At 41.1% G+C, this 12779-nt stretch carries 11 protein-coding genes and 11 tRNA genes; 16 read left to right on the forward strand and 6 right to left on the reverse strand.

The genetic code is table 11. The annotated features are described in order from the left end of the window. Window positions 1-56: 56 nt before the first annotated feature. Together FR932_RS01755 and FR932_RS01760 are read right to left on the reverse strand one after the other, a co-directional pair. The gene (locus FR932_RS01755) at window positions 57-386 is read right to left on the reverse strand and encodes a TusE/DsrC/DsvC family sulfur relay protein (protein WP_019440954.1); all 330 of its coding nucleotides are present in this window, start codon (window positions 384-386) and stop codon (window positions 57-59) included. An 85-nt stretch (window positions 387-471) separates the two neighbouring features. After that, entirely contained in the window at window positions 472-1134 is a 663-nt protein-coding gene (locus FR932_RS01760; RefSeq protein ID WP_019440955.1) for a Bax inhibitor-1 family protein, read from the reverse strand. Between the two features lie 192 nt (window positions 1135-1326). Between FR932_RS01760 and FR932_RS01765 the strand changes: the two genes are divergently transcribed. Further along, window positions 1327-1417: transfer RNA gene (locus tag FR932_RS01765), tRNA-Ser, on the forward strand. An 80-nt stretch (window positions 1418-1497) separates the two neighbouring features. Here the strand turns inward: FR932_RS01765 and FR932_RS01770 are convergent. Next, entirely contained in the window at window positions 1498-2109 is a 612-nt protein-coding gene (locus FR932_RS01770) for a glutaredoxin domain-containing protein (RefSeq protein ID WP_019440956.1), read from the reverse strand. A 221-nt stretch (window positions 2110-2330) separates the two neighbouring features. Between FR932_RS01770 and FR932_RS01775 the strand changes: the two genes are divergently transcribed. Both FR932_RS01775 and FR932_RS01780 read left to right on the forward strand, forming a co-directional pair. Next, a tRNA-Ser gene (locus FR932_RS01775) sits at window positions 2331-2421 on the forward strand. A gap of 431 nt (window positions 2422-2852) precedes the next feature. Beyond that, window positions 2853-2943: transfer RNA gene (locus FR932_RS01780), tRNA-Ser, on the forward strand. 76 nt (window positions 2944-3019) lie between these two features. Here the strand turns inward: FR932_RS01780 and FR932_RS01785 are convergent. Next, a complete protein-coding gene (locus FR932_RS01785) occupies window positions 3020-3181 on the reverse strand; it encodes an oxidoreductase-like domain-containing protein (protein ID WP_019443274.1) in 162 nt (53 codons plus the stop codon). Window positions 3182-3548: 367 nt separating this feature from the next. Here FR932_RS01785 and uvrY point away from each other — a divergent pair, with 367 nt between their 5' ends. The 10 genes from uvrY to FR932_RS01835 all read left to right on the forward strand — a co-directional run bounded on the left by uvrY (window position 3549) and on the right by FR932_RS01835 (window position 7949). Continuing rightward, on the forward strand, window positions 3549-4193 hold the full coding sequence (gene uvrY, locus FR932_RS01790; RefSeq protein WP_019628833.1) for a UvrY/SirA/GacA family response regulator transcription factor: 645 nt from the start codon (window positions 3549-3551) through the stop codon (window positions 4191-4193). 35 nt (window positions 4194-4228) lie between these two features. Beyond that, window positions 4229-6106: an excinuclease ABC subunit UvrC gene (gene uvrC / locus FR932_RS01795; RefSeq protein ID WP_019628832.1), complete on the forward strand. Its 1878-nt coding sequence runs from the start codon at window positions 4229-4231 to the stop codon at window positions 6104-6106. Between the two features lie 49 nt (window positions 6107-6155). Further along, window positions 6156-6734: a CDP-diacylglycerol--glycerol-3-phosphate 3-phosphatidyltransferase gene (gene pgsA / locus FR932_RS01800; protein WP_019443277.1), complete on the forward strand. Its 579-nt coding sequence runs from the start codon at window positions 6156-6158 to the stop codon at window positions 6732-6734. Between the two features lie 229 nt (window positions 6735-6963). Next, window positions 6964-7049: transfer RNA gene (locus FR932_RS01805), tRNA-Leu, on the forward strand. A gap of 35 nt (window positions 7050-7084) precedes the next feature. After that, window positions 7085-7158, forward strand: a tRNA-Cys gene (locus FR932_RS01810). Between the two features lie 70 nt (window positions 7159-7228). Continuing rightward, window positions 7229-7314: transfer RNA gene (locus FR932_RS01815), tRNA-Leu, on the forward strand. 88 nt (window positions 7315-7402) lie between these two features. Next, window positions 7403-7476: transfer RNA gene (locus tag FR932_RS01820), tRNA-Cys, on the forward strand. A gap of 70 nt (window positions 7477-7546) precedes the next feature. Further along, window positions 7547-7632, forward strand: a tRNA-Leu gene (locus tag FR932_RS01825). Window positions 7633-7719: 87 nt separating this feature from the next. Further along, window positions 7720-7793: transfer RNA gene (locus FR932_RS01830), tRNA-Cys, on the forward strand. Window positions 7794-7863: 70 nt separating this feature from the next. After that, window positions 7864-7949: transfer RNA gene (locus FR932_RS01835), tRNA-Leu, on the forward strand. A 78-nt stretch (window positions 7950-8027) separates the two neighbouring features. Here FR932_RS01835 and FR932_RS01840 read toward each other — a convergent pair. Both FR932_RS01840 and FR932_RS01845 read right to left on the reverse strand, forming a co-directional pair. Beyond that, entirely contained in the window at window positions 8028-9242 is a 1215-nt protein-coding gene (locus FR932_RS01840; RefSeq protein ID WP_019443150.1) for a serine hydrolase domain-containing protein, read from the reverse strand. Between the two features lie 115 nt (window positions 9243-9357). Continuing rightward, on the reverse strand, window positions 9358-9573 hold the full coding sequence (locus tag FR932_RS01845) for a hypothetical protein (RefSeq protein WP_019443149.1): 216 nt from the start codon (window positions 9571-9573) through the stop codon (window positions 9358-9360). Between the two features lie 436 nt (window positions 9574-10009). On the opposite strand from FR932_RS01845, the gene FR932_RS01850 reads away from it, so the two are divergent. From FR932_RS01850 to secD, 3 genes are all read left to right on the forward strand, one after another. After that, a tRNA-Leu gene (locus FR932_RS01850) sits at window positions 10010-10095 on the forward strand. A gap of 122 nt (window positions 10096-10217) precedes the next feature. Further along, window positions 10218-10742: a hypothetical protein gene (locus FR932_RS01855; protein WP_019628934.1), complete on the forward strand. Its 525-nt coding sequence runs from the start codon at window positions 10218-10220 to the stop codon at window positions 10740-10742. 196 nt (window positions 10743-10938) lie between these two features. Next, a complete protein-coding gene (secD, locus tag FR932_RS01860) occupies window positions 10939-12777 on the forward strand; it encodes a protein translocase subunit SecD (RefSeq protein ID WP_019441886.1) in 1839 nt (612 codons plus the stop codon). Window positions 12778-12779 lie beyond the last annotated feature (2 nt).

Below are 12779 nucleotides of genomic sequence, written 5' to 3' on the forward strand. Positions count from 1 at the left end.
AGGTGATGATTAATAAGTCCGTTTAATTAGCTGGGCAAGATTGACAGCTCAAAGATCTACAGGCATTTAGCTGGCTTGGGTAAGCCTGCAATTTTAGTTGCTTGTTTCGCAGGGCCTTTAGGGAACAGTTTATACAGATAGATACTATTGCCTTTGTCTGCGCCTAGTTTTTTCGCCATTGCTTTTACTAATGCACGAATAGCAGGGGAGGTGTTGTATTCAAGGTAGAAGTTACGTACAAACAATACCACTTCCCAATGCGCAGGACTTAGCGCGATACTTTCTTGTTCAGCAATAATAGGGGCTAGTGCTTCGCTCCAATCAGCTGGGTCCAGTAAGTAACCTTGGGTGTCAGTTGCGATTTCTTGTTCATTGATAATTAACATGGGCATAAACTAATCGTAGAGGGGAAAACAAAAAAGCCTCGTCAAACGAGGCTTTTCACTATTTATAATTACAGTTTAACTGTAATTAGTCGTCGCTACTCATAATACCTAATATTTGCAGTAAGCTAACAAAGATATTATACAGTGATACGAATATTGTTACCGTAGCTGAGATATAGCTTGTTTCGCCACCGTGAATGATCGAGCTTGTTTGCATCAAGATAGCACCTGATGAGAACATGATGAACATTGCACTGATTGCTAAACTAAGTGCTGGGATTTGTAAGAAAATGTTACCGATCATCGCGACGATAAGCACAACAAAACCAGCCATCATCATGCCATTTAGGAAAGACATATCTTTCTTCGTTGTAAGCACATATGCAGACAAACCAAAGAAAGTTAAGGCAGTACCAGCAAAAGCTAATACAACAATGTCACCCATACCTGCACCTATGTACATGTTAATTAATGGGCCAACGGTATAACCTAAGAAACCGGTGAATAGGAATACAAATAAGATACCCATTGAGTTATTACGGTTCTTTTCTGTTAAGTACATTAAACCGTATACACCAACAAGCGTAATGATAATGCCTGGAGCAGGTAAGTTTAGTGTCACTACTGCAGCAGCAATTATCGCTGAAAACGCGAGTGTCATCGCTAATAACATATAGGTATTGCGAAGAACCTTATTAGTCGCGAGTACGCTTTCTTGCGACTTAGTCTGAATCGTATGTTGTTGCATTGTGTCTTTTCCTTAATAATTAACACTGCTAGTTAGAGTATCAGTATACCCTAAAGTTCCGACATAATATGACGATGTAGTTAATTTATAGCCAAATAAGTTAAAAACAAGCCTTTATTATCAAAAATGTGATTAATTTTGTAAAAGGCTTTATCTTTTTTTTAAACTCTGTATTATACGCTCCATTGCTGCGGAGGGGTGGCAGAGTGGCCGAATGCACTGGTCTTGAAAACCAGCAGGGGTTAATAGCTCCTCGAGAGTTCAAATCTCTCCTCCTCCGCCATCTATATAGAAAAAGGCGCTATCTGAAAAGATAGCGCCTTTTTTGCATTTTAGCCTTTTTAATACTACCCATCACGCGTATTACTTCTCAGATAATGAGCATTGCCCACGTTCGGTATTCGCCTTAACCTCATGTTTAACGATACGACTTAACTCATCTGCGCCACCCACATAATGCCCGTCTATCCATATTTGCGGTACCGTTACAGGTTGTTTTGGATCTATCAGTGGCTTTACTCGCGAGAGCATTTCATAGAGGGCGCGGGGACTGGTGATCACGTCGTGATAAGTATAGTCAATGTTGGCTTGTTGTAAGTAACGTTTAGCGCGCTGGCAATGCGGGCAGTTTTGCTTACCAAAAATATGCTGGTCTGTGATAGGTACTTGCTGAGAGTGTGCTTCGATAACGGCTTGGGTTAACATGCCTCGGTTTAATGCGCGACCTTGACTGATAACTTTACCAGCAACCATGATAATCGGCGCATGCCAACCACCTTTTAGTAGCGGCTGCCACCATTCATTTAGCCAATCTTTAATTTCTAGTTCGACGGCAATACCGTCTAATTCGTTTTGCAGGGTATCTAAGACTATGTCTTTAGTGAGCGCACATTCGCCACAAGGAATATTGATATGAAAAGGCCCCCAATCGCCAGCCCAGCGATAGATAGTAATGTTGACTGCTTGTTTATCCATGCTTCACCTTTAATGATAAATATCTGTGTTATGTACCCAAACGGCTTTTGTTACATTCTATTATTGTCGATCTTAGTTATAGTACCTCTGTTATAGTGCTATATCGTCGTATTACAGTGCGAAACGAGTGAGAAGTACACACTGTTCATGTTTTTCGTTAATTTTTAGCGTGTTGATATTTACAAGTGAGCATTACATCTCTATTATACGCTCATTGCTGCGGAGGGGTGGCAGAGTGGCCGAATGCACTGGTCTTGAAAACCAGCAGGGGTTAATAGCTCCTCGAGAGTTCAAATCTCTCCTCCTCCGCCATCTATATAGAGAAAGGCGCTATCTGCAAAGATAGCGCCTTTTTTGCATCTCGCATTTCATATTTCCCAGACTGTCAGTCTTTTAATGTCTTATTCTAAGATCTTATTTTAAACATTTATCTCAAAGTACTGTTTTAAGTACTAGCTTAAGTATTATCTCAACGTGTTATTTCAATGTGCGATCTCAAAACCACCACTGGCATGCTAGGATAATGGTCTATTTCAGTTATATTTTTAGCATTACTGTTTAGTGTAGTTGATAGTGACTAGGGTTTTATTGATAAGTCTCTCTAATGAGGTGTTTTTAAATTGCTACGTTGTCGTATCGCTAGGAAGTTGATCAAGTTGGCTTTATTTTGCGCTATGTTTTTTGATTTCGGATTTTAACTTTACAACAGGTTATCATATCTCTATTATACGCTCCATTGCTGCGGATGGGTGGCAGAGTGGCCGAATGCACTGGTCTTGAAAACCAGCAGGGGTTAATAGCTCCTCGAGAGTTCAAATCTCTCCTCCTCCGCCATCTATATAGAAAAGGCGCTATCTGAAAAGGTAGCGCCTTTTTGCAATCTCGCGTTCAGCTGATGCCAAGTCTTATTTTATTCCGTTTCTTCAAGCAATGCTGCACGTTGTGCATTCCATAATTTTCGTTGTGCGTAATAGTGATCCCAAACACACGGGCAACAAGCGCCGCCGCCACAACAATCATCATCTGCAGGTGGATAAGGTTTATCTATAACTTTTGGTTGTGGTTTGTCCATGGATTTGTCCTTTTCGTTAACTATAGGCAAATGTAACATATTTTTAACGGCAAATATAAAGCAATGATGTCTAATTAATAAGCTGTTGTATTATCTGTACTAAATTATATATATTGTTTTATAAAACTATTCTTTAGAGCCTAAAATATCGCAGTTCTTAGTAACTATGTCTAATTTTGCCAACTACACCGCATTTTAAGTTTAAAGTCATTAAGTTATTAAATTATTGATATATAATGGCATATTATTATTTAGTATCAATATATGAGCGCTTATGGTTAGCGAAATAGCAAAAATAATAACCTATTTTTGACCATCTAATGTATTATGCTCTTTAGAAATTGTATGTGTATGCGGAGATATTCTTTTGATTAATGTATTCCTTGTCGATGATCACGAATTAGTCCGTACCGGAATTCGCCGAATTCTTGAAGATGTACGTGGTATTAAAGTCGTGGGTGAAGTTTCATGCGGAGAGGATGCCGTTCAGTTTTGTCGAGACAATCAACCAGATGTGATCTTGATGGACATGAACATGCCAGGTATTGGCGGATTAGAAGCGACACGTAAGATTTTACGAAATAACCCTGATATTAAAATTATCGTATTAACGATACACACGGAAGAACCTTTCCCAAGCAAGGTAATGCAAGCTGGTGGTGCTGGTTATTTAACTAAAAGTGCAGCCCCTGAAGAGGTATTAGGCGCAATTCGTAAAGTGCACAGTGGGCAGCGTTATATCGCCCCTGAAATTGCACAACAAATGGCATTGAGCCAATTTTCTTCTGCGGACGAAAACCCTTTTCAAAGTTTGTCTGAACGTGAGTTACAAATCATGATGATGATAACTAAAGGACAAAAAGTAGTTGATATAGCAGAGCAACTACACTTGAACTCTAAGACTGTTAATGCTTATCGCTATCGCTTATTCAGTAAGCTGAATATTAATGGTGACGTTGAATTAACTCACTTGGCGATCAGACACGGTATCTTAGATGCTGACACACTATAATTAAGTATGCTTTTACTTAATTTCAATTGAGAAAGATGTCTTCGGGCATCTTTTATTTTATGCCTGCAAAAGACCAATTCAATCATCAAGACTTCTTAAAAACCGTCTCGCACCAGCCGGGGGTTTACCGTATGTACGACCATAAAGATGTGGTTATTTATGTCGGTAAAGCCAAAGACTTACACAAACGCTTAACCAGCTATTTTCGAAAAACGGTCGATCGTGAAAAAACTCGAGTCTTGGTTACCCATATTGCTAATATTGATGTCACGGTAACGCATTCGGAAACGGAAGCGCTAGTCCTTGAACATACTTATATTAAACGCTATCAGCCGCGTTATAACGTGTCACTGAGAGATGACAAGTCTTACCCCTACATTCTCATTACTGCGCATGAACATCCACAATTAACCTCTATTCGCAGTAACAATAAGCGTAAAGGGCAGTATTTTGGTCCTTATCCAAGTGGCAGTGCGGTGCGAGAAAGTCTGCATCTAATGCAAAAACTGTTTCCTGTACGTCAATGTGAAGATAGTTATTATCAAAACCGATCTCGACCGTGTTTACAATTCCAGCTCAAGCGTTGTTTAGGACCTTGTGTAAAAATGGACAACCCTGAAGAATATAACCAGCAAGTGGCACTTGCTGCGTTGTTTTTGAAAGGTAAAAACACCGATGTTATTAATGAATTAGTGATTAAGATGGAGCAGGCTAGCCAACAGTTAGATTTTGAAGTAGCGGCCCGTTATCGCGACCAGATCCAAGCATTAAGAGCGATTCAAGAGCAGCAATATGTCACCTCTGATTTAGGTGAGATGGATGTTATAGGCTTTGCTTTTAAAAATGGTATTGCTTGTGCGCATTTACTCTTTGTGCGTTCAGGGAAAGTCTTTGGCAGTCGCAGTTATTTCCCTAAAGTCCCTGCGGATACAGATATCAGTGAAGTGATCCAAGCTTTTTTATTGCAGTACTACCTGAATAAAGAAACCCAGCAAGCGATACCTAAAGAAGTGTTACTCACTGAGTTACCTGAAGAGCATGACCTGATTGAATCGAGCTTAAGTCAACTTGCAGACCGTAAGATTAAGTTGACGAGTCCGAAGCGTGGTGACAGATCTAAGTTTTTAAGGTTGGCGCTTACTAACGCGGAAACAGCTTTAACGACAAAGTTAGCGACTAAAAGCACTGTGCTTAATCGGTTTAAAGCATTGGAAAAAGTATTGAACTTTGATGGTAAGATCCAGCGTATGGAATGTTTCGATATTAGCCATACTGGTGGTGAGCAAACCGTTGCATCTTGTGTTGTGTTTAACCGTGAAGGGGCGAATAAAAGCGATTATCGACTCTATAACATCAGTGGTATTACAGGCGGCGATGATTACGCAGCGATGGCACAAGTATTAGAGCGGCGTTTTAAAAAGACCATTGAAGTTGATAAAATACCGGATATTTTATTTATTGATGGCGGTAAAGGGCAGATGACGCAGGCGGAGCAAGTACTAACTCGGTATGCTGATAACTTTGCTGTTAAGCGGCCTAAAATAATTGGTATTGCTAAAGGCGTGACGCGTAAAGCAGGCTTGGAAACATTAATTCTGTCGGGAGCATTGGATAACGCGGCAGATACCGAATTTTATCTACCCAGTGATTCACCAGCATTACATCTGGTGCAACATATACGTGATGAATCTCACCGTTTTGCCATTACCGGGCATCGGGCTCGTCGAAATAAAGTTAAACGCACAAGTTCTTTGGAAGGGATTGCAGGCGTTGGACCGAAACGTCGTCAAGGATTACTCAAATTTATGGGAGGCTTACAGCAGCTACGCAGTGCAAGTCGCGAAGAAATAGCAAAGGTACCAGGTATAAGTATTGATTTAGCAGAAAAAATTTATGATTCATTGCATCAATAAGCAAGATATAGGACTATATAGGGGTTTCAATTTCAAAAGCATGAGAATAATGAAAAACATACCCAATATTTTAACTTTGTTTCGCGTGATTTTAATTCCTTTTTTTGTTCTCGCGTTTTATTTACCAATTGAAAATTCGTTTTATATTGCAGCCTGGATCTTTTTTATTGCTGGCGTAACAGATTACCTTGATGGTTATTTAGCAAGACGTTGGGATGTATCAAGCAAGCTTGGCGCATTCCTTGATCCTGTAGCAGATAAAATCATGGTTATCACTGCGTTAGTGATGATTGCAGGTGATCACGACCGTATTGCTGCTACTATTGGCGAGCACAGTGCCTTATGGGTAATGATTCCAGCGTTGATTATGATTGGCCGGGAGCTGGCTATTTCTGGTTTACGTGAATGGATGGCAGATCTCGGTAAGCGTGCTAACGTTGCTGTGGGTAGCGCTGGTAAGTGGAAAACCACGTTTCAAATGATGGCGCTAGGTGGCTTCATTTGGCAACAAGGCCCTTGGATGGTTTACCTTGCTTATCTCGTTTTTTATGCCGCAATGGTGTTAACCGTTGTTTCTATGGTGCAGTACTTTGCTGCTGCATGGGGCGAATTAACGAGTGAAGACTAAGATTTCATTGATAATGACGAAATGCTCTTTTGATAAGGTCTCGTTATTAAGGTGATATTTAACCCCTTTTAGCTAAAAAACAAACTGTTTAGGTTGAAACGTAAACGTTTTGAACGATGCGATTAAAAGGGTGTTGACTCTATTTTTTAGGTCTGTAGAATGCGTCAGCACATAGGGGCTAAAGCAGTTTAATTAAAACAGCTTAGATGATATGTAAAAAGAATGCTGTGCCCGAGTGGTGAAATCGGTAGACACAAGGGATTTAAAATCCCTCGCTTAATAGGCGTGCCGGTTCAATTCCGGCCTCGGGCACCAATTTCTTTTTGTTAGATATAACGTTAAAAATATTTGGCGGGTTGGCAGAGTGGCTATGCAGCGGATTGCAAATCCGTGGACCTCGATTCGACTTCGGGACCCGCCTCCATGATTAAAGCTTGAAAGAGCAAGTTTGTTGGTTCTGCACTGGAACGGATAAACTTTACAAAGAATTCAGTGCCCGAGTGGTGAAATCGGTAGACACAAGGGATTTAAAATCCCTCGCTTAATAGGCGTGCCGGTTCAATTCCGGCCTCGGGCACCAGTTATTAAAAATACTAGCAATAGTATATCTCGCTAAGATGTAAAATTAGCACCCTGTATTAGCAACAAAAGTTGTGATGGCAGGATATGGCGGGTTGGCAGAGTGGCTATGCAGCGGATTGCAAATCCGTGGACCTCGATTCGACTTCGGGACCCGCCTCCATGATTAAAGCTTGAAAGAGCAAGTTTGTTGGTTCTGCACTGGAACGGATAAATTTCACAAAGAATTCAGTGCCCGAGTGGTGAAATCGGTAGACACAAGGGATTTAAAATCCCTCGCTTAATAGGCGTGCCGGTTCAATTCCGGCCTCGGGCACCAGTTATTAAAAATACTAGCAATAGTATATCTCGCTAAGATGTAAAATTAGCACTCTGTGTTAACAATTCATTTGTCATCACAGGATACGGCGGGTTGGCAGAGTGGCTATGCAGCGGATTGCAAATCCGTGGACCTCGATTCGACTTCGGGACCCGCCTCCATGATTAAAGCTTGAAAAAGCAAGTTTGTTGGTTCTGCACTGGAATGAATAAACTTTACAAAGAATTCAGTGCCCGAGTGGTGAAATCGGTAGACACAAGGGATTTAAAATCCCTCGCTTAATAGGCGTGCCGGTTCAATTCCGGCCTCGGGCACCAATACTTTATAAAAAAACCAGCTTATAGCTGGTTTTTTTATGCCTGTAATTTGAGTTTTGTTTTCTTTTTACTACCTTGCTAGTTATTCTTCAGCTTATCTTCGATGTGTTTTATAACAGTATCAAACAGGGGCATGTTGATATCATCCTTTAGGTAGCTTGGTGCTTGCTCTGTTGATGCGAATCGTGCAATGACTACCTCTGCCATTGGATCAATATATAAAAACTGACCGTGTGCACCACGCGCCATTACTTTATTGCCTTTTTCGGTATGGCGGATCCACCACAGCCCGTTATATGACCAACCCTTCATGGCTTTTAGTTTTGCTTTTTCAAACAGACTTTGGTCGCCACCTCGGGCAAGGCGATGGATATAATCACTTTTGAGCTGCTGCTCACTGCCACCAGTCCTAACAAATTCACCGAGACGAGCAAAGTCGCGTAAAGTGCAGCTAGGGGTAGTGCAAAAACCAATACTATCTAGCATGTAATAAGCATCATGTTCTGCGCCTATATGCTGCCATATGTGGGTAGATACGAGTTCTGCTAGGTCTGTATTTGTCACTCGCTGTATTAGCCAAGTTATGGCGTTAATATTTGGCTCTCTATAGGCAAAAGCCTCACCATGTTGGCCTTGCTTTTCTACAGTAACGAGGTAGTCAACGAGCGTTTTCGGTCCTTTATCATTTGGTGATGTCGGGACCATGCCACCTGCACGTAGAAATAGCCAGACATCAGAGTTTCTATCGAAGTAATCTTCATCAAACTTTAAACCTACAAGCATATCTAACGCTTGGCGTAATGTCGCATCCTCCCAAGCGGTACCTTTATATTCAGGTAGATAAGTAGACATTTTTGCATTCTCGTTAAGCACGCCTTTGGTTATTAATATTTCTGCGATGATCCCTGCAATTGATTTACCACATGACATGACGGTATGTGGGAGATGTGGTTTGCAGCCTGCGTGATAACTTTCATGCACCAAGACACCTTGATATAAAATAGCGAGACCATCTGTTTGTCCATTATCTAACGCTTGCAGCCAACTGAGTTGCTCACCATTTTTTGTGGTAATGATGAGCTGCTCAAAATCCAGATCGTGTTTAGGCAAAGCCACAGCGGCTTTATCCCCACGCCATACTGATTTAGTTGGCACTAACTGCTGGATGTTAGAAAAAGTCCATCTTAGTTGCGGCCATTGATAGAAAGAACCATCGTTAAAGCGAATTGTTTTATTTTTTTGTGGTGGAAAGCCTTGCATCCAACCTAGGGTTTCTGGATTTGAATCTTGCATTTTAATTTCTCATTGAATTTTTATATTATGCCATGGGGAATATGGCGCTTAATTATCACCATGGACGGTATTATCTCGCTGTGCATGGAGTGATATGCGGTGACGTGATGTAGTGTTAAGGACCAAGCCAAGGGAAGTTTTTGCTATATGTAGCCGGCTCAAAGGTTTCATTTTCGACCTGGTGTTTCGCTGATGCATTTGCAGTAGGGATTGATATGGCTACTGTGTTGCTGATGGTCACGAGTGCAACTGAAGTAAGGAATTTACGTCGAGATAGGTCTGTATTGCCACCCGAGTCTGGCGATGATTTATGTGGTGTTATTGGATACATAGGCCTCTCCTAATATGAATGAGTAAAATTTATTTTTGTTTACTTAGTTATTTAAAATAGAGTATTGAATTTTATTTTTCTGTGATTTAAATTCAGTTTTAGTAAGTAATTACAATGAGTTATGTTTACTTTATAGTTTTTAAGGAGACGGTAAAAGTCAATAGTAAAATATCTTTCATATTTTATGTGGGAGCGATCTTGAGGGCAATTTTACTGATGACCTATACCGTGAGGGTACACATTCGATTTAATCTCGCGGGTATAGCGCCGTTCTATTTTTATTTAGTGTGATATCGCACATTAGATAATAAGCAAACAAATTGGATTTATTTTCAACTATTTGATTTATGTTTAATATTTTATATTGACTCGACATGATTATCAGGTAAAGTAAGCGCATATCCGGTTAGGCAGCAGCTTAACAGTTTATCACTCAGCCCGAGTGGTGAAATCGGTAGACACAAGGGATTTAAAATCCCTCGCTTAATAGGCGTGCCGGTTCAATTCCGGCCTCGGGCACCAAATTTAGAAAAAGGCTTACCTAACGGTAAGCCTTTTTTGCTTTCCAGCGTTAAAATAATCCTTGTCTGTTTAAACATGAGTGATATATGATATGTCATTATCTTTATGAATGATTATATTCTATGTTAGCTCGGTTTGTGCGATATGTTACTCTGCTGTTTATTATAGTTATGGGCTTAAATGCTCAGGCTAATACGCAGATAGCAGTATCAAAAACAGTACCGGCAGCACTATCGACAAAACTATCGGTAACACCGCAGTCATCATTTTCACCAGCATCTCTGCTTGTGTCAGCGAATTCAGATAATAACGTCAGCCAAGATCGCGGTGAGTCAGAATCAAGATCACAACCAGCGCCAATATCATCGAAAACACGCCATAATTATGATTTTGCTTTAACGGAAACGACCCGTTACAGCAGTGCCGGACGTTTACTACTAAACAACCCTAAACCGGACTACCAAGTCGAGATTGAATTATCGATTCCGCCATCACCGTCTTTTGTGATCGGCTATGCGGTTAACTTTAATCTTGAGCAATACTGGTTAACCAATACCTCCTCTTCTAAATCGCGCATATCAGGTTGGAAAGACTGTAATTTATTATATTCTCACCGCCAATTCCCCACAACGATGACACCTGTTTAAACAGAAACGTACGTATTAACCATACTGCCTTTTTGTTGCTTTATCTGCCTATTTATCCTTGTCAAACGAGCGTATTACGTGTTGTCAGGATCTTTACGCAAGTTAATCACTAATATGCCTGCATTGTAATAAACGCTTTATATAAATCGTTATACATCAATTTCCTATATTTTTATGATATAGAGAGAAGGCATTGATGGACAGTTATCAAATGACAAAAAAATCAAATACCAAAGTGCCACGCAAACTACTTAATCACTATGCGGGTTGGAAATATGTGGTCTTAATCTGCACACTTCTAGTGATGTTACTCAGTGCTATTCCCACTTTATATGGCGAAAATCCAGCGTTGCAAATTAATCACCAACAAGCACAAAAACCTGCTATCCATACACTCAAGCAAACCCTTGAAAGTAATGAAATCGCGGTGAAACGTATCGATCAAGAAGGCGATAAAACCACTATCGTCTTAGCGGAAAACAGCAGTCAAACACGTGCGAAAGCGATACTGGAAACAATTTTACCTGCAGATGATGATATTACCTTAGCCTTGGTGTCTGCAGCGCCATCTTGGCTGCAAGGCATGGGGTTGAAGCCGATCAAGCTAGGCTTGGATCTTCGTGGTGGTGTGCAGTTCTTGCTAGATGTTGATATGGAACCGGTGTTCAATATCAGAGCGCAGCAGTTGCTGGATAACTTACGCGTTGATTTTCGTGATCAAGGTTTACGTGGCGTCAGGATCAGTATTGATCGTGATAATCGCCTGCAACTAAACCTGCCTACAGATGAAGCTAAAGTTGCTTTGTTAAAACAGATAGCAACGACCTATCCGCAATGGAAAGTAACGCAAAGCACGGGGTTACTCGTTGAAGTGAGCATGCCGCAAGCTGAAAAAACCGATATCGTGAATCTCACTGTGCAACAGAACTTACAAACAATGCGCAGCCGTATTGCAGAATTAGGTATTACCGAGGCGATGGTACAACGCCAAGGTGAGCACCGTATTCGTATTGAATTACCCGGTGTACAAGACCCTGCTACCGCTAAAAATGTGATTGGTGCGACAGCCAGTCTTGCATTCCATGAGCTTAAATCAATCAGCAGTGGCAGCATGGTGGTCAGTAATAGTGATGGGGCACCAATACGTATTGCCCGTGACGCAATATTGGGCGGCGAGCATATTATTGATGCTCGTGCCAACGTCGGGGAGATGGGGGCTGCCCAAGTTAATATTACGTTAGACAATGCTGGCGGTAAAAAGATGTCTGACTTCACCAAGCATAACATTGGTAAGCCAATGGCAACGCTTTACAGTGAGTACAGCCGTAATAACGATGGTTCAACTAAAAAAACCAATAATGTGATTAGTGTTGCGACTATTCAAGCACAACTTGGTAGCCAATTTAGGATCACGGGGGCTGGTAGCATGGCTGATGCCCAAGAGCTGGCGTTATTACTGCGTGCCGGCTCGTTGACTGCGCCAGTCACTATTGTTGAAGAAAGAACGATTGGTCCTTCATTGGGAGCGGAGAATATTCAAAATGGCTTTTCAGCATTGGCACTTGGTTTAGGATTAACCTTGGTGTTTATGGCGTTGTGGTATCGCCGTTTAGGCTGGGTGGCGAATGTGGCTTTAGTTGCTAACATCATCATGTTGTTTGGTTTATTAGCCTTAATCCCTGGTGCGGTATTAACGTTACCTGGCATTGCAGGCTTAGTGCTGACAGTCGGTATGGCTGTTGATACCAATGTACTGGTGTTTGAGCGTATTCGTGACAAATTGCGCGAAGGGCGTAGCTTTGCACAAGCAATTAATACTGGTTTTGATAGTGCCTTTAGTACCATTATTGATGCCAACATCACCACCTTAATTATTGCTGTTGTGTTGTATTCAATTGGCCAAGGGCCAGTACAAGGTTTTGCGTTAACACTTGGGTTAGGTATTTTGACCAGCATGTTTACTGGGATCATCGTATCGCGCGCTTTAATCAATAAAATATGGGGTCGTGATACTCGTCATGATTTGAAGGTATAAGT

This window comes from Moritella marina ATCC 15381, from assembly GCF_008931805.1.
Lineage (GTDB): Bacteria > Pseudomonadota > Gammaproteobacteria > Enterobacterales > Moritellaceae > Moritella > Moritella marina.

Bases quoted from the DNA above. Each gene is read 5' to 3' on its own strand.
- FR932_RS01755 (WP_019440954.1), bottom strand. From the start codon at position 386: ATGTTAATTATCAATGAACAAGAAATCGCAACTGACACCCAAGGTTAC.
- FR932_RS01760 (WP_019440955.1), bottom strand. From the start codon at position 1,134: ATGCAACAACATACGATTCAGACTAAGTCGCAAGAAAGCGTACTCGCG.
- FR932_RS01770 (WP_019440956.1), bottom strand. From the start codon at position 2,109: ATGGATAAACAAGCAGTCAACATTACTATCTATCGCTGGGCTGGCGAT.
- FR932_RS01785 (WP_019443274.1), bottom strand. From the start codon at position 3,181: ATGGACAAACCACAACCAAAAGTTATAGATAAACCTTATCCACCTGCA.
- uvrC (WP_019628832.1), top strand. From the start codon at position 4,229: ATGTCTTCGGGCATCTTTTATTTTATGCCTGCAAAAGACCAATTCAAT.
- pgsA (WP_019443277.1), top strand. From the start codon at position 6,156: ATGAAAAACATACCCAATATTTTAACTTTGTTTCGCGTGATTTTAATT.
- FR932_RS01840 (WP_019443150.1), bottom strand. From the start codon at position 9,242: ATGCAAGATTCAAATCCAGAAACCCTAGGTTGGATGCAAGGCTTTCCA.
- FR932_RS01845 (WP_019443149.1), bottom strand. From the start codon at position 9,573: ATGTATCCAATAACACCACATAAATCATCGCCAGACTCGGGTGGCAAT.
- FR932_RS01855 (WP_019628934.1), top strand. From the start codon at position 10,218: ATGTTAGCTCGGTTTGTGCGATATGTTACTCTGCTGTTTATTATAGTT.
- secD (WP_019441886.1), top strand. From the start codon at position 10,939: ATGGACAGTTATCAAATGACAAAAAAATCAAATACCAAAGTGCCACGC.